Origin of the sequence: Pseudomonas sp. NPDC087626 (assembly GCF_044743405.1) — a bacterium.
In the GTDB taxonomy this organism is placed as follows: Bacteria; Pseudomonadota; Gammaproteobacteria; order Pseudomonadales; family Pseudomonadaceae; genus Aquipseudomonas.
On sequence record NZ_JBIUWJ010000014.1, the window covers coordinates 78446 to 104364 of the forward strand.

The following is a 25919-nucleotide window of genomic DNA, read 5'->3' on the forward strand; positions in this document are numbered from 1 at the left end:
GTCACTGTAGCGACGGCCCGAAAGAATGGCAATCGGCCCTTGGTCGGGCCGCGCCGCTGATTATTCCTGGACTGGCGTCAGAGCGACCCGCAGGGCGTCGATGGCCAGGTCCCGCGCTGCACTGTCGGCAAAGGCCGGGCTGTCGCCGACGCACGCGCCTTCGAGCCAGACGCTGAAACCCAGGTCGTCGCTGCGCACATCCAGCGCCTGGCCGGATTGCAGCTGCTTGGTCACCTGCCCTGCGGCTTTGCCATCGGCAAAGTTGCGCGACAGCAACAGTTGCTCGCCATCGGCCGCCAGCAGACGGAAACGGAAACTGCCGTCGTCTTCACGGAAGCTGACAAAACGCGCGGCCTTGGCGGCTTTTTTCTTGGTGCTGGCAGCGACTTGCGTCTGATTGACGAAAGAACGCAGGCCGACCGCCTCACGCAGTTCGTTGAGGAACGGGGTGGCCACGGCGCGGGCTTTTTTCGCACCGACCTGCAGGATGTCTTCCAGGTCCGATGGACGCGCAATCAGTTGGTGATAACGCTCGCGGGACTCGCCCAGTTCGCTGTCGAGCAGCTGGAACAGACGATTTTTCGCTTCGCCCCAACCCAAGCCCTGCAACAGTTCACTACGGAACTCAGTGGCTTGGGCCGCAGTGGCGAACGCCTGGAACAAGGTGAACAGGTGCGAGTTGTCCGGGTCCTTGGCTTCGCCCGGGGCGCGAGAGTCGGTGACGATGCGCGAGATCGCGTCCTTCATGTCCTTGGCGCTGGTGAACAACGGAATGGTGTTGTCGTAGCTTTTCGACATCTTGCGCCCATCCAGGCCGGGCAAGGTGGCGACGCTTTCTTCGATCAGCGCCTCGGGCATGGTGAAAAACTCCTTGCCCTGGCCAAACAGGTGGTTGAAGCGCTGGCCGATGTCGCGGGCCATTTCCACATGCTGGATCTGGTCGCGGCCGACCGGCACCTTGTGCGCGTTGAACATCAGGATGTCCGCGGCCATCAGCACCGGGTAGCTGTACAGGCCCATGGTGATGCCGGCGTCCGGGTCTTCGCCGGTCTCCAGGTTCTTGTCCACCGACGCCTTGTAGGCGTGCGCACGGTTGAGCAGGCCCTTGGCCGCGACGCAGGTCAGCAGCCAGGTCAGCTCAGGAATCTCCGGGATATCGGACTGACGGTAGAAAGTTACCCGGTCCACATCCAGGCCACCGGCCAGCCAGGTCGCGGCGATTTCCAGGCGCGAGCGCTGGATACGCAGCGGGTCGTCGCACTTGATCAAGGCGTGGTAGTCGGCCAGGAAATAGAACGAATCGGCATTGCTGTCGCGGCTGGCGACGATCGCCGGGCGGATCGCCCCGGCGTAGTTGCCCAGGTGCGGGGTGCCGGTGGTGGTGATGCCGGTGAGGATGCGCGTACGAGTAGTCATGGGTAATCGCTTATCAGACTGCTATCAATTCGAAAGGCGCGGCAGCAGCAGATCCTTGAGATCGGTCAGCTTGCCGTGAAAAAAGTGTCCGCATTCTGCCACTTTCAGCAGCTCATGGGGGCGATCAAGGGCCGCGGACCAATCGTAAACCAGCTGCGGGTCGATCACTTCGTCGGTTTCCGGCTGGATCAGGGTCAGGGCGCCGTGCTGCGGCAACCGGTCCTGATCCCCCAGGCGCATCACCGCCGGTGCCACCATGAACAGCCGGGCCAGGGTTTCGCCCTTGGCCTCCAGGCGCCCACCGAGGCTGGCCGCGACAAAACCGCCGAAGGAAAAACCGAGCAAGGTCAGGGGCAAGTCAGGGTGCCGGGCCCGTAGCCATTGGGCGGCTGCCTGGGCATCGTCGACTTCACCAGTGCCCATGTCATGGCTGCCGGCACTGGCACCCACGCCACGGTAGTTGAATCGCAAAGTAATAAAGCCGGCATCGCGCGCGGTGCGCTGCAGGGTCGAAACCACTTTATTGAGCATGGTGCCGCCCTGCACCGGGTTGGGATGGCAGATCAGCGCCAGGCCACGTGGTTCGGGGGAATCCAGGTACAAGGCTTCCAATTGGCCCACCGGGCCAGCAATCTCTACAGGGGTTTCACGCATAAGCAAGGAAGGAACTCCGTGACCTCTCGAAGGGTCGACTCGTCTAGCTAAAAGTCTGCGCCTGGCATGATTGCGATCTCGTCGCGGTATACAGCGCAGGTCCGAGCCGTTAACGTAAAGCAAAGCCGTTTATAGAGGAAGGACTCGTGGAACACTCGCTCTTAGTTTGGTTGTTGCCGACTCTTGCCCTGGTTGCCGGTGTCGCTATTGGATTCCTGGTTGCGCGTCTGCTGCCCAATGCCGTGCCTAACAGCACGCAGCGTCAGCTGGATGACATTCAGGAACGTTTTGACAGCTATCAGAATGAAGTGGTCACCCACTTCAACAGCACCGCAACGCTGGTGAAAAAACTCACCCAGAGCTACCAGGAAGTACAAGACCACCTCGCCGAGGGTGCCAACCGCCTGGCCCTGGACGAGCAGACTCGCCAACGCCTGCTGGCCGCGCTGCACGCCGATGCCGCCCAGGCCCCACGGGAACGCCTGACGCCACCGCGCGACCAGGAACCACCTCGCGACTACGCGCCAAAAACGCCCAACGCACCGGGCATGCTCGATGAGCATTACGGCCTGAAGAAGTAATACGCTTTCAGGCGATCGCCAAAAGCCCCCGGATGAGTGATTGCCCGGGGGCTTTTTTGTGCCTGTGCGTCTTGCCCACGAGAGGCCGTCAATGGCCATAAAAAAGCCCGCCCGGTCACTAGGACCGGGCGGGCTTGTCTGACACCTGGGGTTCAGTCAGATGTTCATGGGTACTGCTGCACTTGCCCTTGCTGCTGGCCGCCATACTGCTGGCCAGGAATTGCCTTGAGGTTGACCTCGACACGGCGGTTCTGCGCCCGACCGTTGACGTCGCCGTTGCTGGCAACCGGGTTGTCCGGGCCTGCGCCACGTGCCGACAGGTTGGCACCGCTGACGCCTTGGGACGTCAGGTAGGTCGCCACGCTTTGCGCACGACGCTGGGACAGGTCCATGTTGTGCTGGCGGCTGCCGGTGCTGTCGGTGTAGCCAACGATTTCGATCTGGTTCTGGTTGAACTCTTTCAGCGAGCCGGCCAGGTTGTTGAGCGGCTGGTAGAAACTTGGGGCAATGTTCGCCGAATCGGTGGCGAAGGTGATGTTGCCCGGCATGATCAGCTTGATCTGATCGCCCTGGCGCTGCACTTCAACCCCGGTGTTGGCCATGCTGGCGCGCAGTTTCTTTTCCTGCTGGTCGGCGTAGTAGCCATAACCGGCGGCGGAAGCACCGACCACGGCGGCGCCGATCAGCGCCCCCTTGCCACGGTTGTTGTGGTCGATGGCAGCACCCGCCAAGGCGCCAGCCAGGGCTCCCAAGCCACCGTACTTGGCGGTTTTGCTCATGCCCGTGGAGCCACCGTCGGCCTGACCCTGGTTGTCATAAGGGTTAGGGGACGCACAGCCCGACAACAAGGCCACGGCAGTTGCGACAATAATCAAACGACGCGAGGTGAACATGGAGAGCTCCTACTTTTACATTCTGTGGTGCAGCGGACGTTAGCAAATGGACCCCTGCGGGCGTTGGAACACGGCAACCGGCAAAAATTCCGTGGCGACCTGTAACACCGGCTGTCCTAGGCGCGGACAAACGGATTTTCACGCATCTCGTCGCCCAGGCGGGTATCGGGACCATGCCCGGTGACCACCGTCGCCTCTTCATCGAGGGTGTACAGGCGTTGCTTGATTGAGCGCACGATAGTCGCCTGGTCACCGCCCCACAAATCCGTGCGCCCTACCCCACGCCGAAACAAGGTGTCGCCGGCTATCAGCAGCTTAGCCTCTGCAAACCAGAAACTCATGGAGCCCGGTGTGTGACCTGGTGTGTGCAACGCGACACCACAGCCGCACGCCAGCTCTTCATCATCATCCAGCCAGCGATCCGGAGACGGCACCGGGGTATAGGGCACGCGAAACATCTGGCATTGCATCTCCAGGTTGTCCCAGAGGAACTGATCCTCCTTGTGCAGATGCAGGGTAGCACCGGTTTTTTCCTTCAACTGGCCCGAAGCCAGGAAATGATCCAGGTGCGCATGGGTATGAATGATGCTCACCACCTTCAGGCCCAGGGCCTCGAGGCGCGCCAGGATCAATTCATGATTGCCACCCGGATCGACGACGATGGCCTTTTTGGTGATCGGGTCGCCAATGATCGTGCAGTTGCACTGCAAAGGGCCGACGGGGAAGGTTTCGCGGATCAGCGCGGGTTTGGCAGCGTCCATGGATGTTCCTGGAAAAAATGGATCGGCTATTCTGGCACAGCCCGCCACAATCGCCGATGGCAGGCCGGTAACAAAACGCCCCCGGCCCTGGCATTCGCCAATGCCTGAACTGCCGCCCCAACACGGACACACCCATGACGTTCAACTGGCACAGCGAACTACTGACAACCGCAACCCCGCTCGACAAACACTACAAAAACACCCAGAACGTCCGTCGCTTCATGCACGAGCACTGCGGCGCAGACTTCCGCTTCGACCGCGACTTCATGGCCTGGATCCGCAGCGGAACGCCTGCAACCCTGGGCGATGTGGTCGATGAGTGGCGGCGTCGGCAACCCGTAATCGAAGAGCCACGCATCTAAGGGCGACTGTTCAAGATTCGCCATTAGGTCCGGCAGCATGCTTAGAGTTACTGCAGAGCATGCCTACATCATTCAAAGAAACGTCTGATTTATCTCCCTTTGCCCAGTCATCTAGCGTGCGTCCTTTCGAAACAAAAAGGACGCATGTCGCATGAAGCGCTATCACATCACCGTCGGGGCCAAGACCACCGCCGACGGCACCGTAATGACGGGCTACCCCCACTGGACCATCGATGGCCAGCCCATCGCCCGTGAGGGCGACGAAGTCGCTTGCCCGGCCTGCGACAGTACTGGCGTCATCGTCTGCGACGGTCCGCATCTGGTGGACCTCATGCAAGGACGCCCCACCGCCCTGGACGGTGACCTCTGTCACTGCAAGTGCGACCCGCCACCACGCCTGATAGCCAACCAGACCCTGCAGTGCCAGGAGTTCAGGGACCTCGCGCCAGACCCGCGCTTTACGCCACCGCCCACTCCGCTCGCAGCCCAACCCGCAGACGGAACGCACTCATCCGGTTTCGCCTCGGTCACTAGCCATCCAGCGCCCCACGGCTTTAATAGCACTCAAGGTCAGGAGCCTGGCTTCTACATCGTGCCCAAGAGCACTACCCGAGAACTGCTTGAAGCGAACCTGTTCAGCCTGCGCGATCCGGCGGTGATGGGTAAGTTTCAATTGCTCAACCCTTATCGGCACGACGTCAAAGCCGGCTCGATGATCGTGCTAAGCGACCCGAGCAATTGGCAATGCAGCCGGGAAGAAGCCTTGCTGATGGAGGTGGCGGAAAAGGTCAATGCGGCGCTCCAGGAACTGACACGTGACGAAGCTGACTTCACGACTCGTCATCGTGAACAAATTGAAGCGTTTTTGACCGAAGGTTCCGCAGCAATTGGTATAGGTGAAGTCATGTTCTCCAGGCACCTTGGCAATGTGAAAAGCACCCTGGAACAACTGGAGACGTTGCACCAAAGCACGTTTCAACGGCACGGGAACTTGCACACGCCTGAGTTTTTCTCGGAGCGCAATCGTTTGTTGTCGCAGTTGAACAACAGCCTGAGTCCACTCGTGCGTAGAGGAATAGGGATACCTGAACACCCAAAATTGAAAAGCGCTTTGGGGATCTCCAGCCGCAGCCTTGTCCATCATTGGAGCAGTTCGGGAACATCTGGAGGTATTCCGGGCTATGCGACTCACATAGATGGTGTCGTCAAAGCGAGCAAATACATCAAGGTCGGGGGCTGGGTGGGGATTGGTCTGGGGGCCTCAGGATCGGCGTTGAAAATACGCGAAACCTGCCATTTAGGTCGTGAGGAGGAATGCCGTCAGGTCAAGTACACGGAAAGTGGAAAGTTCGCTGGAGGTTTAATCGGCGGCGCATTGGGTGCACCTATTGGCGGAGCCGTTTGCCTGGGTCTTAGCGTCACGGGACTTGGGGCCATTGTCTGCGGCGTGATTATGGTGGGATTGGGATCAGCCATTGGCGGTGCTGGCGGTGAAGCTTACGGTGAAGAAGTGGGTGAGGTGTTACATGAGCTGACCAGCCATGAGGAGTGATATTGAAATTGTTTATTTCCTTTTCGGAGGAGGAGTGCTTTTTGCCATCGGTTTTTTGTTTATCGGGACGCAGCTCTATCTGGCCTACTTCAGAATAAACGAAATACTTGAAAACCTAAGCCGCTCTCGAGGGGTTCAACTTCGACGATCCATGATGGGCAAGGATCCATTCAGTCGCTTCTTCATGTTGATAAGCGTGAGTGCAATGCTGAGCTTCTACAACCGCTCGATAAAGGGTGGCGACTTGGACCTGGAGGACTACACCAACTTCCCACGCGGGCTACGTCAAATAATAACGCTCTCGTATTTGACGGCCCTTTTCGCAGGCTTACTGTTGTTCACGCTTTGGGGAGTTGGAAAGTTCATGGGGTGGCTAAAGTAGCCTTGGGCCGCATGCACACCTCGCGCTTCTGATCCCTCTCAAAACGCCAACTGCAACGTCTCCTTCCCCTCCAGCCCCAACAGGTACTGCTTGGCCTCCAGGCCGCCGGCAAACCCGGTCAGGCTGCCTGATGCGCCAATCACCCGGTGGCAGGGGGTGACGATCGAGATCGGGTTCTTGCCGTTGGCGGCGCCCACCGCGCGGACGGCCTTGGGGCTGCCGATCTGTTGGGCGATCTGGCTGTAGCTGCGGGTTTCGCCGAAGGGGATGGTCAGCAGGGCCTGCCAGACCTTTTGCTGGAACTCGGTGCCGACAAAGTCCAGTTGCAGATCAAAGTGCTCGCGCTCACCGGCGAAGTACTGCTGCAGCTGGCGTTCGGTTTCCTGCAGCAGCGGGCTGTGGATATCTTCCAGCAGCGGGCCGATGCGCACGCGGTTGAGGCGTTCGTTTTCCCAGAGGATCGCGCAGAGTTTGTCGCCGCTGGCGATCAGGGTCAGGGTGCCGACCGGTGACGGCATCCGTTTGAATACGTATGACATGGGTGACTCCTGGATCCGACTGTTCAGGTGCGGTCGTTGAGTGTTGTCAAAGAACGTATTCAGGGTAATCCAGGATTCAAACGCAAGAACTACGTTTCTTGCGTTTGAATTTTCCAGGCGGACAGGGGCCCGCGACAAGGCCTTCAGAAAGGGTTAGAGCCGGCCATACTCCTGCGCCGTGCGATCCAGTGCCCGCAGTGTCTTGGCGACCAGTTCGTCGACTTCTTCGCGGCTGGCGATCAACGCCGGGGCCATGATCATGCGCCCCAGGGTGGAGCGGATGATCACTCCCTCTTCAAAGCCCAGGGTTCGGCAGCGCCAGGCGATGTCATTCTCGTTGACAAACCGTTTACGGCTGCCCCGATCCTCGGCCAGCTGTAAGGCCGCGACCATGCCCACGCCCTGGATATCGCCCACCAGCGGGTGCTGGCCGAACACCTCGCGCAGGCACTGTTGCAGGTAAGGCCCGATGTCCTCCTTGACCCGAGTGACCACTCCTTCATCGCGCAGTGCCTTGAGATTGGCGATCGCCACCGCGGCGGCCACTGGGTGCCCGGAATAGGTCAGGCCGTGGGCGAATACCCCGCCCTGCTCCACCAGCACCTGGGCGATTTTCTTCGACAGGATCAGCCCGCCCATGGGGATGTAACCCGAGGTCAGGCCCTTGGCGATCGACAGGGTATCGGGCTCGAATCCGAAGTGCTCATGGGCGAACCATTCACCAGTGCGACCGAAGCCACCGATCACTTCGTCGGCACACAACAACACGTCGTACTGGCGGCAGATGCGCTGGATTTCCGGCCAGTAGCTCTCTGGCGGGAAGATCATCCCGCCCGCGCCCTGGAAGGGTTCGGCGATGAATCCGGCAACCTTGTCGGCCCCCAGTTCGAGGATCTTGGCCTCCAGTTGTTGCGCCGCCCGCAGGCCAAATTCGGCCGGGGTCAGGTTGCCTTCATGGGCAAAAAAGTACGGCTCGTCGATGTGCGCGATGTCCGGCAGCATGCCACCCATCTCGTGCATGAACTTCATGCCGCCGAGCGCCGTGGCCGCCAGGGTCGAACCGTGATAACCGTTCCAGCGGCCGATCATCACCTTCTTCTCGGGCTTGCCGAGCACTTGCCAGTAACGGCGCACGGTGCGGATCAGCACTTCGTTGGCCTCGGAACCGGAGTTGGTGTAGATCGCGTGGCTGTAATGCCCCGGCAACAGGCTGAACAGCAGCTCCGACAGCTCGATGACCTGCGGGTGGGTGGTGTGGAAAAACATGTTGTAGTACGGCAGTTGCTCAAGTTGCCGGGTCGCCGCGGCGGCGAGGTCCTTGCGCCCATAGCCCAGGTTGGTGCACCACAGCCCCGACATGCCATCCAGGTAACGCCGCCCGTCGTTGTCCCACAGGTGCAGGCGCTCGCCTCGCACCATCACGCGCGGCCCTTCGTCGTTGAGGGCTTTCTGATCGACGAACGCGTGGATGTGGTGTGCAGCGTCGGCGGCCTGGTAGTCGCGGGTTTCACGTGGGGTGGTCATCGCCAGTTCTCCGTTGTGGTGATCGATAGTGGCCCAGGTACCCGCAGGGCAAAAATAGTAAAAATGTGTTCGCAGGCGATGAAAAAACTAGGCATCGATTTCCCCCATGCGCGCGCCATGTGGTTATTGTTCAGGCATGACCCAATCGTCGCCCACGCGGACCTGGGCGGTGCGCAAATTGCTTGGGATCAGCGGTCGAGACCGACACCTGCCCCATCACCCCGAGGTTTGCCGTGGCTGCCTACAATCTGCGTCAACTGAAGTACTTCATCACTACCGTGGAATGCGGCAGCGTCGCCGAGGCCTCGCGCAAGCTGTACATCGCCCAGCCGTCGATCTCCACGGCCATCAAGGGCCTGGAAGACAGCTTCGGGGTGCAGTTGCTGATCCGCCATCACGCCCAGGGCGTCTCCCTCACCCCCAGCGGCGCACGCTTCTATCGCAAGGCCCAGGAGCTGCTGCGCATGGCCAAGGAGTTCGAGCAGAACGCCCTGGCCGACAACGATGTGGTGTCCGGGCAGATCGACATCGGCTGCTTCGAGACGGTGGCACCGTTGTACCTGCCGCAACTGATGGCCGGGTTTTCAGCGCTGTACCCGGGGGTGGAGATCCGCATCCGCGATGGCGAACAGCAGGAGCTGGTGCAGGGGCTGACGTCGGGCGCCTTTGACCTGGCGATCCTCTATGAGCACGACCTGGATGGCACCATCCAGACCGAACCCTTGATGCCGGCGCAACGCCCTTATGCCCTGCTGCCGGCCGATCACCGCTTCGCCCAGCAGGCCCAGGTGTCACTGCGCGACCTGTGTCTGGAGCCGATGATTCTGCTGGATGTGCAGCCGAGCCGGACCTACTTCGTCAGCCTGTTCGATGAGCTGGGGCTGACCCCACGAATCGCCTTCAGCTCACCCTCGATCGAGATGGTGCGTGGCATGGTCGGCCAAGGTTTCGGTTTTTCGATCCTGGTCACCCGGCCACATTCGCAATGCACCTACGACGGGCAAAAGGTGGTGTGCGTGGACATCGTCGAAGATGTCACTGGTTCCGGGTTGGTGGCCGCCTGGCTCAAGCGCGGGCAATTGACCAAGCCGGCGCAGTTGTTTGCCGATTACTGCCGGGAGCAGTTGACGGCCAAGGCCCTGGGATCGGCCTGATGTGACGAGCCCTGGTCAGGCCAACAGTCCCAGTTCTTTCGCCCGGGCCACGGCCTGGGTGCGACGCTCGACGCCGAGCTTGCTGTTGATGTGGCTGGCGTGGGTTTTCACCGTGTGCAACGAGATGAACAACTGATCGCTGATTTCCTGGTTCGAACAGCCCCGGGCAATCAGTTGCAGCACCGCTTGCTCACGAACACTGAGGGCTTCGCCGCCGGGTTGGCTCTCAACGCTTTCGCGAATCGCGACGTGAGGCAAGTGTTCCATCAGGCTCTGGCGCAGAGCCGTGGGTGGACAGTGGGCCAGTTGCTCACGCAGCCAGTCCGGTCGCTCGCGCAATAACCCATCAAAAGGCTGCAACACGCCACCGCTGGCGGCCTCGAACGCCTGGGCCATGGCCCGACGTGCTTCTGGCTCGCGCCCATGGCCCAGCAACAGGCTGACTTTCTGAATCAGCGCCATCACGCTGAGCATCTGCCGCCCACTCTTTTGCCCATGCTCGAACAAGACATTGAGACGCCCTTCGGCCAGCATCGGCTGGTTTTGCATCGACTCCAGCAGGGCTTGCTGCAACTCGATGTGCAGGGGCATTTGCGGGTGGAATTCGGGGGGCGCCGCGGCCTGTTCGCCGTTGTAGGTCTGGCCCAGGCGTGTCAGCCAGGCGCCGGCCAGGTCGGTACGCCCCTGGGCCAGCCACAGTTCACATTTGACCAAGGTCAGCATGGCCAGGTAGTAGATCGGCGGCACGTCCCAGATGTGCATCAGCCGCTCGGCCTCGGCCAGTTCGGCGAACGCCTTGGCAAACTCGCCCCGGCTGCCTTCCAGCCGGGCGATCACACTGTGGCCGATCAGCACGCTGATGTCGCGGCAGGCCCGTGCTTCCGTCAGGCCGGCGTGCAGGCGGGCAAGCCCGAGTTCGGGTTGCAGGCGCAGGACCAGCAGGAAGCCTTCGTACAGGGTCAGGCGCGCGCGCACCGCATACAGCCGTTGCGGCGACAGACCCTGCAAGCGTTGCTGGCCCTGGTGGACTTCGTCCAGGGCACGCAGGATTTCCCCTCGCGCCTGCAGCACCCGGGCGCGGTCGTAATGGGCCAGCGCTTCGAACAGGGGATTACCGACCCGTTGCGCCAGCTCCAGGGATTCGCGGTTCAGCTCTCGGGCACGCCACAGGTCGGCGTCGGCGATGGCCAGGTTGGACAGGGTCGACAGGCACATCAGCCGCTGGCCATAGCGTTTGTGCGGCAGGCTTTGCAGGGCCTCGGTGCAGTACAGCAAGGTCAAGTCGCGCTGGCCGCGGCCACGGGCGATGATCCCGCTCAAGGCCAGCCACTGCGCCAACATGGATTTTTGCGCAGTGGCCGAAGGAGCCGGCAGGAACCGGCTGAGGTGGCTGGCCAACTCTTGCGCAGCATCCAGCTGGCAGGCCAGGCCCAGGGCCCAGCTGTACAGCACGATCAGCCGTGGGGTGCTGACCAGCAGGCTGTCGGGCAAGTCCATTTTCCAGCGCAGCAACATGCCGACGTTCTGTTCAGCCAGCAGCTGTTCTTCGGACAGGTTTTGCACCAGGTTCGCCGCCACATCCAAGTGCCCGGCCCGCAAGGCCTGCTCCACGGCTTCGTCGAGCAGGCCCTGGGCATTGAACCAGCGACACGCCCGCAGGTGCAGGCTGGCGACGGGCACCATGGCGTTAACGGTCGGGCGGCTGCGCAGCAGGTCGGAAAACAGGTGGTGATAGCGGAACCAGTGCCCCTGCTCGTCGAGCGGGACCAGGAACACCTGGTGGGACAGCAGGTAACGCAGGATTTGCGCACTGTCGTGGGCTTCGCGCACCGCGTCGCACAGTTCGCTGCAAAAGCGCTCCTGGGGCGCGGTGTCGTAGAGGAAGGCCTGGACCTCGGCGGGCAGGCAATCGATGACTTCTTCGAGCAGGTAGTCGCGGATCAGCCCTTCACCACCGTGCAGTGGCGGTGGCAGTGTTGCGCCATTGCCGGCTTCCGACGCCGCGAGCAACCAGAAGCGTAGCCCCGCCACCCAGCCTTCGCTGCGCTCAATCAGGCTTTCCAGCGCCTCGCCACGCAGCGAACTGCTGTGCCGGTTCAATAGGGCCAAGGATTCGTCGTGCGTCAGGCGCAGGTCCTGCTCGTGCAGTTCGAGTAATTGCCGCGACAGGCGTAAACGAGCCAGGTGCCAGTCTGGCCGCTGGCGACTGGTCACCAGCACCAGCAGGCCATCGGGCAGGTGATTGAGGAAAAACTGCAGGCAGCGGTCCAGCACCGGGCCCTGGGCCAGGTGATAGTCATCCAGCACCAGCAACAATGGGGCGCTGGGCGAGAGCTGGACCGCCAATTCGTCGAGCAGCCCGTCCAGCCACTCTTCGAAGGCGAACGGTTGATGACGCTGGCGCATTTTCAGCAGGCCCAGGGCCTGGGCGCCCAGCCGAGGGAAATAGTGCTGCAGGCCTTCGAGCAACCGCTCGAGAAAACGCCCCGGGTCATTGTCACGGGGGCTGAGTCCCAGCCACAGGCTTTGCCAGTGGTCCGGCAGGCTCTGGCAGAACTCCACCGCCAGTGAGCTTTTACCAAACCCGGCCGGGGCGCTGACCAACAGCAGTCGCCCGGTCAAACCAGCACTCAGCCGCTCGCACAACCGCGGCCGCAGGATGTGGCCGTCGGGCAAGGGGGGACGGTAAAAGCGTCCTTCCAGCATCGGCACGGCCGGGCCAGGAGGGCTGTGGATTCGGAACAGGTCAGTCATAGCCAACTCTTATTGAAGTGCTGTTGTCGGCATTGCAGATGTCCGCAGACTAGCGGCAAACCGCCAGGGTTTGAAGGCAATTGCTACAAATGGCTACAAAAAGTCTGAGCACCCTCTGGCGTCGTCACCGATTCGGTGGGTGTCGATCACTTTATCCAAGGCAAAAAAAACGCCCCGAACCAGTCGGGGCGTTTTTCGAGGATGCGGCCTCTGGTGCAGCGTATTAGCGAACACCTTCCTGACGCAGTGCGGCCGGGGTGAAATCGCTGGTGGTGGCGGTGAAGCCGAAGTCGTAAGCCTGTTTCTCTTCGTTCTTCATGCCCAGTGCCAGGTAACGGCCGGACTGCAGGTCGTAGAGGGTTTCCAGGGCATACCACGGCACTTGTTTGTCGTAGTAGTCCTGGGCATGGGCTTCGGCCACGCGCCACAGTTGACCACGACCGTCGTAGTGGTCGATTACCGCGGCTTGCCAGGTGTCTTCGTCGATGTAGAAGTCACGCTTGGCGTAGATGTGACGCTGGCCTTCCTTCAGGGTCGCAACCACATGCCACACGCGGCGCAGCTCGTAGCGGGCCAGGTCCTGGTTGATGTGCCCGGCCTTAATGATGTCGGAGTACTTGAGCTTCGGATCGTCAAGCTTGTAGCTGTCGGAGGCGATATACATCTCTTTCTTGCCTTCGAGCTTCCAGTCGTAGCGGTCCGGTGCACCGTTGAACATGTCCAGGTTGTCGGAGGTCCGCAGGCCGTCGGCTGCAGTACCCGGGCCATCATAGGACACTTGCGGGGCACGGCGCACACGACGCTGGCCGGCATTGTAGACCCACGCCGAACGCGGCTCCTTGACCTGGTCGAGGGTCTCGTGGACCAGCAGCACACCACCGGCCAGACGCGCCGGCGCGGTTACTTTCTGCTTGAAGTAGAACAGGATGTTGCCCGGGTTTTTTGGGTCGTAGTCCTTCATTTTGTCGCGGAACACGAACTGGTCCTGGAAGTACACCAGGCTGTAGGAGCCGTTGGCTTGCGGCGTGGCCTGGGTGACCAGGCGGGTCACGCTGCCACCACGGTAGCGGGTGATGTGGTTCCAGATCACTTCCACACCGGTTTTCGGGATTGGGAACGGCACGGCCGTTTCGAAGTTTTCCAGGCCGTTGCCACCCGATACAAGGGTGGTGTTGGTGGCGTTGCGCTTGATGGACGCGAACACTTCAGGCGGCACGGTGGCGCCACGGTGAGAGGTGTACACCGGCATCTTGAAGGTTTCCGGGTAACGCTTGAACATCGCGTATTGGCCCGGGGCCAGCTTTTCCTTGTACTTGTCGACGTTCTGCGCGGTGATGGTGAACAGCGGTTGCTCGCTGGCATAGGGATTGGACAGGAAGCCCTTGCTGTCTACCGTGCCGGCATTCTTGGCCAGGGGTTTCCAGCTCGGAATCGAGCCGTCGGCATTGCCGGTCATTTCTGCGCCCATCGGCGTCAGGCTCTTGCCCAGCTTATCGGCTTCGGCTGCCGGAACGGCGCCCATGACGCCGGTCGCCAGCAACGAAAGCCCCAGTCCTGCGACGTACACCAGATTCTTGGTTATTTTCATTTCTTGTTCGTCCTGAAGAAGCAGTGCTTAGAAGTTCACGCCGACGCTGAGCGCGACGAAGTCACGGTCATCCACGGTGGTGTACTTGCCGTCGAAGAAGTTGGTGTAGGCCAGGCTCGCGGTGTAGGTGTTCTGGTACTCGGCATCCAGACCCAGGCTGACGGCCTTGCGACCCTCCTCGAAGTTACCGCCAGGACCAGGCGAGTAGCCGCTGACGTCATGGGACCAGGCCACGTTCGGCTTGAGGTTGACCCCGGCGAATACGTCGTTGTAATCCCAGATTGCACGACCACGGTAGCCCCAGGAGGTTGGCGTGGTGAAACCTTCATCGTTGCAATTGCGGGTCGCGTTGTTGGTGGCGGTCCCTGGACCGGCACCGGCGATGGTCCGGCCGTTGAGGAATTCGCAGGAAGCACCTGGCAGTTCGCCCGGACCATAGACCGGGTCACGGCCGTAACGGACATCGGAGGTGCTTTCCAGCCCACCGACGTGAGTCACGCCGACTTCACCGACCACAGTCAAGCGGCTGGCGCCCATCACCTGGTCAAAGAAGTGCGTCAGGGTGGTCTGGAACTGGGTCACTTCCTTGCGGCGATAGCCGTGCAGGTCGGAACCCGGTGCTGCCGACAGCAGCGAAGCGTTGGCCAGCGCGCCGCCCAATGGACGAACCCCGGCGAACAGGATGTCGGTGGAGTTGAGTTGTACCGGTGCATTCGGACGGTAGCTCAATTCACCTTGCCACGCCGTGCCGGTAGGCAAGGTGGTGGAGAAGCTCAGGCCGTAGAGGCGAATGTCTTCAGGGTATTCGACGAAGTACTGCGAGTTGCCCGCCACCAGCAGTGGCCCGAGCGCAGCGAATGGCCCCGGCAACGACGCGGCGGTGTTGTAGACCGACTGCGAGGCCCCCGTGGCGCTGAAGATCGGCGCACGGCTGTGGTAGTTCATGAAATAGGCACCGAACTCGGTGTCCAGCGGATCGAACATGTACTTGAAGGACGCGCCCCACTGGCCGCTGTCCCGTGCATCACGGTCCGGACCGCGGCGCACCAGCACACCTTCCTCATTGACGTCGACACCGTTCGCAGCCAATGGCCCCAGGGCGATGGCCGGAATGGTCGAACGCTTGTTCAGTACGCGCAGGTTGTTGTCGCAACCGTCGGCGACGATGTCCGGCTGGGAGAAGAAGGTGCCGCAGTTATCGACAACGGTCTGGTCCCATTCCAGTTGATAGAACGCCTCGGCCGAGAGGTTTTCGGTCAGGCTCTGGGACACGTAGAACATGTTGACCGGGATCAGGCCTTCCTTGATCTCGGCACCCGGACGACGGAATGCGGACACATCGATCGGGTTGATGGAGTTGATGCCGCCGCCGATGAAGGTACTTTCACCCCAACTGACCACCTGTTTGCCCAGACGCACGGAGCCCGGCTGATCGGCAATCGCGTAGTTGTGGTAGACGAAGGCGTCGAGGATCTGCCCGCCGGAGGACTTGGCGCCTTCCTTGCGGTTGTCGTTGCTGACGTCCTTGAATTCCAGCTCTTCGTTCTGCAGCGCGAAGTCATACCAGTACTTGCCCCGGACAAACATGCCGGTGTCACCGTACTTCAGTTCAAGGTCATGAATGCCTTTGAAGATCTTCGAGAACGCTTGCCCGCTCTTGAAGTTCAAGTGGCCGTCATCGGAGGTCTGGGACAGACCGTGCCCACCGTTGTTGACGCCGATGAGGTTCTTGTTTGGCGATTGGGTCGACACACTCATGCCCAACGAGAGGGACGAGTCGAATTGACCTTCGATTTCACCAACGTTGAAACTGACGCCGAATGCAGGCCCGGCGAGCGTAGAGGCGAGACTGACCGCCAAGGGCAGTTTCGCCCGGCGCCAGAACTGGTTTACTGATGTCATCGACGCTACTCCATGTGCTTTTATTGTTATGGCAGTGAGCACTTTTAAAAACGCTCTGGAGGACAGTGAGCCATGCGCTCGCGAAGTCATCCAAAGTTGCATCGCCCCTGTTCGTGCGTGCGTCTCGCTCTTAAAAATCCTTGAACGGACTATATCCAGCAGGCTGTACTGCTTGATCCCTCTAAAGTGTGATTTGCAGCCCCCAACCACTCTGGAACGGTCCTTCTGCCAGTCCGGCAGATGCCGGCACGGCAAGGATGGCTGAAAATTCGGAATTAACAAGCCAAGCGCTTGCTTGGTGGGCGTGTCGTGCCCTTTCGGGCACGACACAGGAGACTTAAAGCGTCGACAGGAAGGTGCTGTTGTTGGCCTGCCACTGCGTGATGTCGAGGCGAATGCGTTTCTTGTCGAGCTTGCCGACACTGGTCTTGGGAATTTCCGTAACAAGGGCGATCTGACTCGGGATGGCCCACTTGCTCAGGTGGCCCAATTCGACGAATGGCTTGAGGTGCTCCTTGAGTTCCTTGGCCCCAATCACGTGGCCTTCACGGATCACCAACAAGGCAAACGGGCGCTCTCCCCACTGCGGATCGGGAATGCCCACTACTGCTACTTCGCGTACCGCCACGTGCCGGCTGATCAAGTCCTCGAGGTCCAGGGACGAGATCCACTCGCCGCCGGTCTTGATCACGTCCTTGATCCGGTCGCGGATGTCGATCACTCCCATGCTGTCCAGGGTCGCGACGTCCCCGGTATGCAGCCAGCCCCCGGCCCAGAGTTCTGCGCCCTTCTGCGGCTCGTTGAAATAACCTTCGGTGAGCCACGGTGCGCGCAGCACCAACTCGCCCAGGGACTCGCCATCGGCCGGCAGAAAGTTACCCTCGGCGTCGATTACTGCCGCTTCCACCAATGGCACCGGCACCCCGGCCTTGATCCGGTAGGTGGTGCGTTCGTCCTCGGTACCGGCCATCAACTCATCGTTGAGGTGGGCACAGGACACCAGCGGCCCGGTTTCCGACATGCCGTAGGCCGCAGTGAGCTGAATCCCCTTGGCCTTGGCCGCTTCGTACAGCGCACGGTTCAGCGCGCTGCCGCCAATGACGATTTTCCAGCCCGCAAAATCGGTGTTTTGCGCTGCCTTGGAGTTGAGCAGCATTTGCAGGATGGTCGGTACGCAGTGGGAGAAGCTGACTTTTTCCTTGCGCCACAGCTCCACCAGGTATTCCGGGTCGTAACGGCCAGGGTAGACCTGCTTGAGACCAAGCATGGTGGCCACATAAGGCAGGCCCCAGGCGTGGACGTGGAACATCGGGGTGATGGGCATGTACACATCGTTGGTCCCCAGCAGGCGCACGCTGTCGATGCTGCCCATGATCGTCGACACGCCCATGGTGTGCAGCACCAGTTGCCGGTGGGTGAAGTACACCCCCTTGGGGTTGCCGGTGGTGCCGGTGGTGTAGAAGGTAGTCGCTACCGAGTTCTCATCGAAGTCGGCGAAATCGTACTGCGGGCTCGCCCCCGCCAGCAGTTGCTCGTACTCACCCACCAGGTTTGGCAGCTCGGCAGTCTTTTGCGGCAAGTCGGTGAGCAGGAGGGTTTTCTCCACCGTGGTCAGGTGCCCGGCGATGGCCTGGTACAACCCGACGAACTCACTGTTGACCAGCACGAAGCGGTCCTCGGCGTGGTTCATGGTGTAGAGGATCTGCTCAGGCGACAAACGCACGTTGATGGTATGGATCACCGCGCCGATCATTGGGATGGCGAACATGCATTCCAGGTAACGATGGCTGTCCCAGTCCATCACCGCCACGGTATCACCGGCCTTGACCCCTGCCGCCGTCAGCACGTTGGCCAGCCGCGCGACGCGCTCGATCAGGGTCGGATAGCTGTAGCGCAACTGGTCGCGGTAGACAATCTCGCGGGTTTTCTCATACCGACTGCCCGACATCAGCAATCGCTTGATCAACAGCGGGTATCGATAAGCACCTTCGGCTGGCGGAATAACGCGAGTCTGCAACATAAGCATCCCTTTCATCTGACTGCACGGTCTTGGCGTAAAGACTGCACTTTAGTCAGCCTGGACGCGCGCTAAATCAGCCAAAGGAATGATTTGAGAACAGGGCAAATGCTGGCTCTAAGCCAGCACCGCTGTGGAAAAGACGCCCTCCGTCAGGCCGCTTGTCCTACTGCTGCCTCGGCCGGTGTGCGTGGGAATATCAGCGCCGAGAGGAAGGTCAAAGCAGCAAAACCGGCCAGGATCAGGTACAGCCCGACAAAACCCTGGCGGGGCTCGACAAAGGCAATCAGTGGGATGGCCGTGGCGCTGGCACCGAAGGACAGGCAGTAGCGCAAGGCGAACACCCGCGATTGCCATTGCGGCGCAACGAAGTTGGCGACCATCGCGTCATTCACCGTGACCTGCCCGAACACCACGAACATGAAGGCGGCACCCAGCACTATGACGGCCGAGCCCTCGACATAAGCCATGGCAAACAACAACGGGGCCTGGCACAGGGTGAGGAGCATGAACGGCCATTTCAGGCTGAAGCGATGCAACACCCGACCGATACTCAACTGCGCCACCGCGCCAAAGGCGTAAGCCAGGCTGACCACCACCCCAAGGGTTTGCGGTGAGGCGAACAGGTCATGCAGGCGTTCCTGGAACAACTTCGGATAGGTCATGGTCGTGGCATTGAACACCACGCCACCCGTGGCGGTAGCCAGGGCCAGTACCCCGAACACCATGATCATGGAGATCCGCTGGCCAGTAGCGCCCTTGAGAGGGGCATGGGCGCGCACGGGAATCGGCTCCTCGCGTACCTGCAAGGCAAAGCCGATGCCCAGGGCGATGGCGGCGACACCCGGCAGGATAAACGCCGAACGCCAGCCAAACTGCGCCACCAGCAAACCGGTGACCAAGGCCGAAAACGCCACCCCCAGATTGCCCCACATGCCGTTGATGCCAATTTCCCGGCCTCGGTTCTGGGCGTAGGCCACCAGCATCGCAGTGCCCACCGGGTGATAAATCGCGGCAAACACCCCGATCAGCGTCAACCCCAGGACCAGCATCGGCGCAGAGCTGCTCAGGCCGGTGAAAATCGCCGAGGCGCCAATCCCGAAGAAAAACACCAGCATCATCTGGCGTCGGCTCCAGTGGTCGCCCAGCCAACCCGCCGGTAGCGAGCAGGCACCAAAGGCAATGAACCCGCCCAGGGACAGGCCGATCATGGCGGCGTAGTCCAGGCCGAAGACCTCGGTCATGCCCAGCACGGCGGCGGGGAAAATCAGCATGAACATGTGGTCGATCACATGGGCGGCGTTGATGTAGCGGATGACATTTCTGGGTTGATGCATGACGGCACACTATTCGTTGAGGGTGTGGCGTTATGCTAAGTTGGCAATAACACGCATTCCTGACAACAAACTCATCGAATCAGACAATGTTAATCAGCCACTTCCACCATGGCCCGGTCAGCGCCCATCCGCGGGATTACCCGGATGGCGCGCATCAGGAGCGACATATCCATCGCGAGGCGCAATTGCTGTACGCCATGTGCGGCACCATGCGCGTGGTCACGGCCCAAGGTGCGTGGGTGATTCCGCCGACACGGGCGGTGTGGATTGCACCGTGGATCGAGCACGAGATCTTCATGTCGGGCAAGGTCTGCATGCGCTCGCTGTTCATTGACCCCGAACTGTCGCCCGCCAACCTCAGCCAATGCTGCGTACTGGCCGTCACCCCGTTGCTGCGCGAGCTGATCCTGAAGGCGGTGCAAGCCCCCCGCCATGCAAAGAACCCGCTGATCCAACAGTTGATGCTCGAAGAAATTGCCGGCCTGGAAAACCTCCCGCTGCACATCCCCATGCCCGAGGACCGACGCTTGCAAGGGATCTGCATGGCCCTGCTGCAAACCCCCGACCATCCCAATACCCTGGAAGATTGGGCGCAACAGGTCGGTGCCAGTTCACGCACCCTGGCGCGACTGTTCCAGCAACAGTTGAAGATGAGCTTCAACGCCTGGCGCCAGCAACTGCGCCTGATGGAAGCCCTGCCGCGACTGATCGCCGGGCAAAGCGTGCAGAGCGTTGCCGATCAATTGGGCTATGGCAGTGCCCGAGCCTTCAGCGCGATGTTCCGGCGGTTGCTGGGGCACAACCCCCGGGAATACCTCGGCGCGCTGAATCAGCTCAGCGCGATCAATGCATCTCGGTAAAGGCCAGCTTCACACCGATGGCGATCAGCACCACCCCCATCATGCGGTCGAACCAGTGCCCCATGCGGGCAAATCCGGCGCGCACTCGCTGCTGGCTGAACAGCATCGCCACCAGGCAGAACCAGATGGCAGTCGCCACGGCCAGGTAGATGCCATAGCCGGCCTGAATCGACAGCGGCGTATGCGGGTTGATCACCACGGTGAACAGGGACAGGAAGAACAGCGTGGCCTTGGGGTTCAGGCCGTTGGTGACGAAGCCCGAGGTAAAGGCGCCGCGCGCCGTACGAACGCCGGCTTCCTTGTGCAGGTCTTCAGTGGCTGGCTTGGCCGGCTGCGCGCGCAGGGCCTTGTAGCCGATGTACAGCAAGTAGGCCGCCGCCAGCCACTTCAGGGCGTTGAACAGCACGATCGACTGCGACACGATCAAGCCGATGCCCAGCAACGAGTAACCCACGTGCAGGAAGATCGCGCTGCCTACCCCCAACGCCGTCCAGGTACCCGCGCGCCGACCGTGGGTCACGGCCTCGCGCACCACCACGGCAAAGTCCGGACCGGGACTTGCGACGGCCAGCAGGTGAATCAGGGCAACAGTCAAAAACTCTGTCCAGTACATTGGAGCTCCTTGAGGGCAAGCGTAACTATTTATTTCATCTGGTAGGCTCGGCAGATTACGCCTTCAGACTCACGCGCAAAAGGTACAGTTAATGACGAACAATCGCCGCGCCGTTTTCCTTGATCACCCATCACTGGACTTGGGCGACCTCGACCTCAGTGCATTGCGCGACTGCTTCAGCGAACTGCAACTGTTCGCCCAGACCGAACCCGGACAAGTGGCCGAACGCCTGCAAGGCGCCACGGTGGCGATCACCAACAAGATAATGATCGATGCCAGTGCCATGGCCGCCAATCCGGACCTGAAACTGATCCTGATCACCGCCACCGGTACCAATAACGTCGACCTCGCCGCCGCCCGCGCCCAGGGGATTACCGTGTGCAACTGCCAGGGCTACGGCACACCGTCGGTGGCCCAGCACACGATCATGCTGCTGCTCAACCTGGCTACCCGCCTGGGTGACTATCGCAAAGCCGTCGACGCAGGCCGCTGGCAGCAGGCCAAACAGTTCTGCCTGCTGGACTACCCGATTGTCGAGTTGCAAGGCAAAACCCTCGGCCTGCTCGGCCACGGCGAACTGGGCGGTGCGGTGGCGCGACTGGCCGAAGCCTTTGGCATGCGGGTGGTCTCGGGCCAGCTTCCTGGCCGCCCAGCCCGGATCGACCGGATGCCGCTGGATGAGTTGCTGCCCCAGGTCGACGCCCTGACCCTGCACTGCCCGCTCAACGAACACACTCGCCACTTCATCGGCGCCCGCGAACTGGCGCTGCTCAAGCCCGGCGCTTTCGTGGTCAACACGGCGCGCGGAGGCCTGATCGATGAACAGGCGTTGGCCGATGCCTTGCGCAGTGGCCATCTGGGAGGGGCAGCCAGCGATGTGCTGAGCGTCGAGCCGCCGACCGCCGGCAATCCGCTGCTGGCCAGCGATATCCCGCGCCTGATCGTCACCCCGCACAACGCCTGGGGCAGCCGCGAAGCGCGCCAGCGGATCGTCGGCCAGTTGCGCGAAAATGCCCGGGGCTTTTTCAGCGGTACACCGCTGCGGGTCGTCAGTTGATAAACTGCCGCACTTTTTTTCTAGGAGCAGAGTATGGATCCGCGCAGTGAAGTACTGCTTCGACAGGCTGAATTGTTTCAAGGCAACGTGCTGCTGGCCGGTTTGCCTGCCGACGACTTGCTGGGAAAGTTGCCCGACGCTCATGGCTGGTGCTGGCACGCCGGCGATCAGGCGGCCCTGGACGCGCGTTTTGCCGAGCGCAGCCATTTCGGGGTGAACGCGCCCACGCGTGAGTTTGCAACGGCGGTGCTGTTCCTGCCCAAGTCCAAGGACCTGACCGACTACATCCTCAACGCCCTCGCCTCGCGCCTGGCCGGTTGTGAACTGTACCTGGTGGGGGAAAAACGCAGCGGCATCGAAGGCGCCGCCAAGCAGCTCAACCCATTCGGTAAACCACGCAAGCTCGACAGCGCGCGGCACTGCCAGTTGTGGCAAGTGACCGTGGCCAATGCACCTCAAGCCAAGTCCCTGGAAAGCCTGGCACAGACGTATGAGTTGCCGCTGGCCGAAGGCCCGTTGACGGTCATTAGCCTGCCGGGCGTGTTCAGCCACGGTCGACTGGATCGCGGCAGTGCCCTGCTGCTCGAGCATCTCGACAAGCTGCCCAGCGGCCATCTGCTGGACTTCGGTTGTGGTGCCGGCGTACTGGGCGCGGCGGTCAAGCGCCGTTACCCGCACAACACCGTGACCCTACTCGACGTCGACGCCTTTGCCGCCGCCAGCAGCCGCCTGACCCTGGCAGCCAATGGTCTTGAAGCCGAAGTCCTGACCGGCGATGGCATCGACGCTGCCCCCATGGGATTGAGTGCGATCCTGAGCAATCCACCGTTCCATGTAGGTGTCCACACGGACTACTTCGCCACGGAAAACTTGCTGCGAAAAGCGGTTAAACATCTGAAAACTGGCGGCGAACTACGACTGGTAGCCAACAGTTTCCTGAAGTACCAGCCGCTGATCGAAGAGCACTTGGGGCAGTGCTCGATCAAGGCCGAAGGACAGGGTTTCCGCATCTACCGGGCCAAGCGCGGCTGAAACACCGGATGAAAAAGAAGGCTTGCCGAATGGATTTTGCCTAGGCAGAATCCGCTCCGTCCTAGGGGAGTAGTCTCCCACGAGCGCCATGCTCGTCCGGCATACGTCAACATACTTGGTCAACAGGCCATGGCGTATGCGACCCAAGCGTCCGCACAGACGGACCGCAGGGTTTGACAAGACCTATGACACGCACACCTTACCCGGGGCGGGAAGGCTGTACGTGTCATAGCCGTGTCGACCCGCCCCTTAGGAAAACCCTGATGTTGGATTCGCTACTCGTTCCTACCGCAATCGTTGCCTTGGCCGAAATCGGCGACAAGACGCAACTGCTCGCGCTTATTCTCGCCGCCCGCTTCCGCAAACCCTGGCCGATCATCGCCGGCATTGTCGCCGCGACCCTGGCCAACCACGCCGCCGCTGGCGCCGTGGGTGCCTGGTTCGGCAGCTTCTTCTCGGATGCGACCCTGCACTGGATTCTCGCCGCCAGCTTTGCCGCCACCGCGCTGTGGACCCTGGTGCCGGACAAGATGGATGACGACGAGACCAGCACCGCCCGCAAGTTCGGGCCGTTCCTGACCACGCTGATCGCGTTCTTCCTGGCGGAGATGGGGGACAAGACCCAGGTCGCCACGGTGATGCTCGCAGCGCAATACCCTGAACTGTGGCTGGTGATCATCGGCACCACCGTCGGCATGCTGATCGCCAACGTACCGGTGGTGCTGGCGGGCAACTTTGCCGCAGACAAACTGCCCCTGACCCTGATCCGACGCCTGGCGGCATCGGCATTCCTGATCCTGGCGATCGTCGCGGTGTACAAGGCGATGCAGAGCAGTGGCTGGGTTTAAGACGGATGGCGCGGCGCTACAAGCGCCGCACACTCCTCAGGACTTCTTGGCTTGCTGATACAGCGGCATGACTTTCGGAATCGCCGCCTGCAACGAGGAAATCCGGCTGGCCGAGGCCGGGTGCGTACTCATGAACTCCGGCGGCGCGCCCTCGTTCAGTTTGCTCATCTTGTTCCACAAGGTGATCGCGGCGTTCGGGTCATAGCCGGCACGGGCCGCCAGCTCCAGGCCGATCAGGTCGGCTTCGTTCTCGTTGGCCCGGCTGTTGGGCAAGGTCATGCCGTAGTTGGCCACGGTATCGGCCAGGGCCAGGGTGTCCTGGCCCAGACCGAGCAAGGCACCCGCGCCCTGCTTGGCCATTTCGATGCCATAGGCCTTGGACATCGCTTCACGGCCATGCTCGCGCAGGGCGTGGGCGATTTCATGGCCCATGATCGCGGCGATTTCATCGTCGTTAAGTTTCAGCGTATCGATCAGCCCGGTGTAGAAAATGATCTTGCCGCCAGGACCGCAGTTGGCGTTGAGTTCATCACTCTTGATCAGGTTGACTTCCCACTTCCACTGCGCCGAATCCGGACGGAATACCGGCGCCTGGGCGATCAGACGAGTGGCGATGGCCTGGACCCGTTTGGCATCACTGCTGGTCCTGTCCAGCACGCCCTTGCTGCCCGCCTCGCCCACGGTCTTCTGGTAAGACTGGGCGTACATCTGGTTGACCTCATCGGTCGACAGCATGCTGAACATCCACTGCGAGCGCTCTACGCCCACGGCCCCGCCGCTGGTGGTGTTGACCGACTGACAACCACTGAGCAACAGACTGACGCCCAGCGCGCACACAACCCAATTCTTGTTCATGAATACACTCCCTGAAAACATGGCGCGTATCGTAGGCGGTGGCGGGAGTCGGCGCCAGATGTAACAGACGCGCAACCCATCATTTACCGAGTGAAACGTGGCGCAGCGACTCAACCTGGGGTCAGGCACTCCGGGGCATTGAGCTTGGGGTCATTGACCAGGTTCGCCAGGACCCGCTCACGCAGGGCCGCGGGCTCGCTGGCAAGCAGTGCCTGCAGGGCATGCAGCGGAGTCTGCGGGTCAAGCCAGGCCTCCTGGCCGGCTGCGTCGAGAATCAATGGTCGCCGTTGGCTGGCCGCCGGTTGGGTAATCACCGCCGTGCTCAACCACAGTTGTTCCTGCACTGGATAGGCTTCCCAGATGGCCGCAAAAAACAGCGACGATCCCTCACCCGGAGTCAGCCAATACGGGCGCTTGCGCGCGGTGCCGCGCCATTCGTAAAAACCGTTGGCCGGCAGCAGGCAGCGCCGCTGACGGAAGGCCTCACGAAACATCGGCTGTTCGGCGACAGTTTCCGCCCGGGCATGGGCCGGCGTCTTCGACAGGTCAGTCAGCCAGGGCGGCGTCAAACCCCAACGGGCACGTGCCAACGTGCGCTCACCGGCTTCGGCACGCAGGATCAGCACCGAAGCATTCGGCGAAATATTCCACTGCGCCTGCTGATCGGCCGGAAAACCGGGCAAGGCCGCGAACGCGGGGTTCCAGCGAAACAGGGCAAAACGTCCACACATGGGGCAACACGACTCTTGATCAAACGAACGTCAGCCTAACAGACCAGCACGCCCGGGAAGCTATCCGGTTCGTCGCCGGGCATCGGCAACGCCGCATTGTACGCGGCGATCAGCTCACGGGCGTATTGCGCCTGATCATTATCCACCGCCAGGCCCAGCAGGCCGAACACCGGCAACTCCCCTGCCGCCCCGAGCAGATCACGCCCCACCAGATGGGCCTCGACCCCTTCGCTGGCCAGCATCCCTTGCAGCAACTCACCTTCCATCAGGTTTTCCGGCTCGTAGATGCGCTGCATAGAGGCCACTCCTCACTCGTTTTCACTGTGAACTTCGAGCATCCATTCCTGACCATCGGTCTGCAGCGTGAACACTATCGGCCGACAACACACCGGGCAGTCCTCGACATACGTCTGGTCGCCCCCGGACAAATCCAGGACCGCTTCGGCGTCTTCACCACAATAAGGGCACTCATAGTGCTCGGTTTCCAGCATCGCGGTCTCCCAAGTG

The 25919-nt window shown here is 61.4% G+C and carries 25 protein-coding genes and 1 riboswitch; of the genes, 9 read left to right on the plus strand and 16 right to left on the minus strand.

Going from position 1 to position 25919, the window contains the following annotated elements:
* Positions 1 to 60: 60 nt before the first annotated feature.
* Together ACIOVD_RS14135 and ACIOVD_RS14140 are read right to left on the minus strand one after the other, a co-directional pair.
* On the minus strand, positions 61 to 1416 hold the full coding sequence (locus ACIOVD_RS14135) for a tryptophan--tRNA ligase (RefSeq protein ID WP_401128433.1): 1356 nt from the start codon (positions 1414 to 1416) through the stop codon (positions 61 to 63).
* Positions 1417 to 1440: 24 nt separating this feature from the next.
* Entirely contained in the window at positions 1441 to 2070 is a 630-nt protein-coding gene (locus ACIOVD_RS14140) for an alpha/beta hydrolase (RefSeq protein ID WP_401128436.1), read from the minus strand.
* A 146-nt stretch (positions 2071 to 2216) separates the two neighbouring features.
* Between ACIOVD_RS14140 and ACIOVD_RS14145 the strand changes: the two genes are divergently transcribed.
* Complete coding sequence (locus ACIOVD_RS14145; RefSeq protein WP_095168962.1) at positions 2217 to 2651, plus strand: YhcB family protein; 435 nt, start codon at positions 2217 to 2219, stop codon at positions 2649 to 2651.
* 164 nt (positions 2652 to 2815) lie between these two features.
* Here the strand turns inward: ACIOVD_RS14145 and ACIOVD_RS14150 are convergent, their stop codons facing one another.
* Both ACIOVD_RS14150 and ACIOVD_RS14155 read right to left on the minus strand, forming a co-directional pair.
* Positions 2816 to 3544, minus strand: coding sequence for an OmpA family protein (locus tag ACIOVD_RS14150; protein WP_095168963.1), 729 nt, complete (start codon positions 3542 to 3544; stop codon positions 2816 to 2818).
* Between the two features lie 116 nt (positions 3545 to 3660).
* Positions 3661 to 4305, minus strand: a complete 645-nt coding sequence (locus ACIOVD_RS14155) for an MBL fold metallo-hydrolase (protein WP_095168964.1) — start codon at positions 4303 to 4305, stop codon at positions 3661 to 3663.
* A 134-nt stretch (positions 4306 to 4439) separates the two neighbouring features.
* Here ACIOVD_RS14155 and ACIOVD_RS14160 point away from each other — a divergent pair, with 134 nt between their 5' ends.
* The 3 genes from ACIOVD_RS14160 to ACIOVD_RS14170 all read left to right on the plus strand — a co-directional run bounded on the left by ACIOVD_RS14160 (position 4440) and on the right by ACIOVD_RS14170 (position 6601).
* Complete coding sequence (locus ACIOVD_RS14160; protein ID WP_401128441.1) at positions 4440 to 4667, plus strand: DUF6434 domain-containing protein; 228 nt, start codon at positions 4440 to 4442, stop codon at positions 4665 to 4667.
* 151 nt (positions 4668 to 4818) lie between these two features.
* Positions 4819 to 6219 (plus strand): PAAR domain-containing protein, encoded by a 1401-nt coding sequence (locus tag ACIOVD_RS14165; RefSeq protein ID WP_401128443.1) that lies wholly within the window; start codon positions 4819 to 4821, stop codon positions 6217 to 6219.
* Entirely contained in the window at positions 6209 to 6601 is a 393-nt protein-coding gene (locus ACIOVD_RS14170; protein ID WP_401128446.1) for a hypothetical protein, read from the plus strand. The genes ACIOVD_RS14165 and ACIOVD_RS14170 overlap by 11 nt, the downstream gene beginning before the upstream one ends.
* A gap of 38 nt (positions 6602 to 6639) precedes the next feature.
* Here the strand turns inward: ACIOVD_RS14170 and ACIOVD_RS14175 are convergent, their stop codons facing one another.
* Positions 6640 to 7140, minus strand: coding sequence for a methylated-DNA--[protein]-cysteine S-methyltransferase (locus ACIOVD_RS14175; RefSeq protein WP_159997915.1), 501 nt, complete (start codon positions 7138 to 7140; stop codon positions 6640 to 6642).
* 153 nt (positions 7141 to 7293) lie between these two features.
* The gene (locus tag ACIOVD_RS14180) at positions 7294 to 8664 is read right to left on the minus strand and encodes an aspartate aminotransferase family protein (RefSeq protein WP_401128450.1); all 1371 of its coding nucleotides are present in this window, start codon (positions 8662 to 8664) and stop codon (positions 7294 to 7296) included.
* Between the two features lie 233 nt (positions 8665 to 8897).
* Here ACIOVD_RS14180 and ACIOVD_RS14185 point away from each other — a divergent pair, with 233 nt between their 5' ends.
* A complete protein-coding gene (locus tag ACIOVD_RS14185) occupies positions 8898 to 9818 on the plus strand; it encodes a LysR family transcriptional regulator (protein ID WP_095168968.1) in 921 nt (306 codons plus the stop codon).
* Positions 9819 to 9833: 15 nt separating this feature from the next.
* Here the strand turns inward: ACIOVD_RS14185 and ACIOVD_RS14190 are convergent, their stop codons facing one another.
* The 5 genes from ACIOVD_RS14190 to ACIOVD_RS14210 form a co-directional block, all read right to left on the minus strand.
* Entirely contained in the window at positions 9834 to 12572 is a 2739-nt protein-coding gene (locus ACIOVD_RS14190) for a LuxR C-terminal-related transcriptional regulator (RefSeq protein ID WP_095168969.1), read from the minus strand.
* A 223-nt stretch (positions 12573 to 12795) separates the two neighbouring features.
* A complete protein-coding gene (locus tag ACIOVD_RS14195) occupies positions 12796 to 14160 on the minus strand; it encodes a DUF1329 domain-containing protein (RefSeq protein WP_095168970.1) in 1365 nt (454 codons plus the stop codon).
* Between the two features lie 27 nt (positions 14161 to 14187).
* Positions 14188 to 16062 (minus strand): DUF1302 domain-containing protein, encoded by a 1875-nt coding sequence (locus ACIOVD_RS14200; protein ID WP_401128455.1) that lies wholly within the window; start codon positions 16060 to 16062, stop codon positions 14188 to 14190.
* A 337-nt stretch (positions 16063 to 16399) separates the two neighbouring features.
* Positions 16400 to 18082 (minus strand): fatty acid--CoA ligase, encoded by a 1683-nt coding sequence (locus ACIOVD_RS14205; RefSeq protein ID WP_401128458.1) that lies wholly within the window; start codon positions 18080 to 18082, stop codon positions 16400 to 16402.
* 149 nt (positions 18083 to 18231) lie between these two features.
* The gene (locus ACIOVD_RS14210; RefSeq protein WP_401128461.1) at positions 18232 to 19416 is read right to left on the minus strand and encodes an MFS transporter; all 1185 of its coding nucleotides are present in this window, start codon (positions 19414 to 19416) and stop codon (positions 18232 to 18234) included.
* An 86-nt stretch (positions 19417 to 19502) separates the two neighbouring features.
* Here ACIOVD_RS14210 and ACIOVD_RS14215 point away from each other — a divergent pair, with 86 nt between their 5' ends.
* Positions 19503 to 20276, plus strand: a complete 774-nt coding sequence (locus ACIOVD_RS14215; RefSeq protein ID WP_095168974.1) for a helix-turn-helix domain-containing protein — start codon at positions 19503 to 19505, stop codon at positions 20274 to 20276.
* On the opposite strand, the gene ACIOVD_RS14220 is transcribed toward ACIOVD_RS14215, so the two are convergent.
* A complete protein-coding gene (locus tag ACIOVD_RS14220; protein ID WP_095168975.1) occupies positions 20260 to 20889 on the minus strand; it encodes a LysE family translocator in 630 nt (209 codons plus the stop codon). The two genes, ACIOVD_RS14215 and ACIOVD_RS14220, sit on opposite strands and share 17 nt — an antisense overlap.
* A gap of 91 nt (positions 20890 to 20980) precedes the next feature.
* Here ACIOVD_RS14220 and ACIOVD_RS14225 point away from each other — a divergent pair, with 91 nt between their 5' ends.
* The 3 genes from ACIOVD_RS14225 to ACIOVD_RS14235 all read left to right on the plus strand — a co-directional run bounded on the left by ACIOVD_RS14225 (position 20981) and on the right by ACIOVD_RS14235 (position 23826).
* On the plus strand, positions 20981 to 21946 hold the full coding sequence (locus ACIOVD_RS14225) for a 2-hydroxyacid dehydrogenase (RefSeq protein ID WP_095168976.1): 966 nt from the start codon (positions 20981 to 20983) through the stop codon (positions 21944 to 21946).
* A gap of 33 nt (positions 21947 to 21979) precedes the next feature.
* The gene (locus ACIOVD_RS14230; protein ID WP_095168977.1) at positions 21980 to 22978 is read left to right on the plus strand and encodes a class I SAM-dependent methyltransferase; all 999 of its coding nucleotides are present in this window, start codon (positions 21980 to 21982) and stop codon (positions 22976 to 22978) included.
* A 52-nt stretch (positions 22979 to 23030) separates the two neighbouring features.
* Positions 23031 to 23152: riboswitch (yybP-ykoY riboswitch) on the plus strand.
* Between the two features lie 89 nt (positions 23153 to 23241).
* The gene (locus ACIOVD_RS14235) at positions 23242 to 23826 is read left to right on the plus strand and encodes a TMEM165/GDT1 family protein (protein ID WP_095168978.1); all 585 of its coding nucleotides are present in this window, start codon (positions 23242 to 23244) and stop codon (positions 23824 to 23826) included.
* A gap of 36 nt (positions 23827 to 23862) precedes the next feature.
* Here the strand turns inward: ACIOVD_RS14235 and ACIOVD_RS14240 are convergent, their stop codons facing one another.
* From ACIOVD_RS14240 to ACIOVD_RS14255, 4 genes are all read right to left on the minus strand, one after another.
* Complete coding sequence (locus tag ACIOVD_RS14240) at positions 23863 to 24681, minus strand: M48 family metallopeptidase (RefSeq protein ID WP_095168979.1); 819 nt, start codon at positions 24679 to 24681, stop codon at positions 23863 to 23865.
* Between the two features lie 110 nt (positions 24682 to 24791).
* Positions 24792 to 25412, minus strand: coding sequence for an SOS response-associated peptidase (locus tag ACIOVD_RS14245; protein ID WP_095168980.1), 621 nt, complete (start codon positions 25410 to 25412; stop codon positions 24792 to 24794).
* 35 nt (positions 25413 to 25447) lie between these two features.
* Positions 25448 to 25708, minus strand: coding sequence for a putative signal transducing protein (locus tag ACIOVD_RS14250; protein WP_095168981.1), 261 nt, complete (start codon positions 25706 to 25708; stop codon positions 25448 to 25450).
* 12 nt (positions 25709 to 25720) lie between these two features.
* Positions 25721 to 25903, minus strand: a complete 183-nt coding sequence (locus tag ACIOVD_RS14255; protein WP_095168982.1) for a CPXCG motif-containing cysteine-rich protein — start codon at positions 25901 to 25903, stop codon at positions 25721 to 25723.
* Positions 25904 to 25919 lie beyond the last annotated feature (16 nt).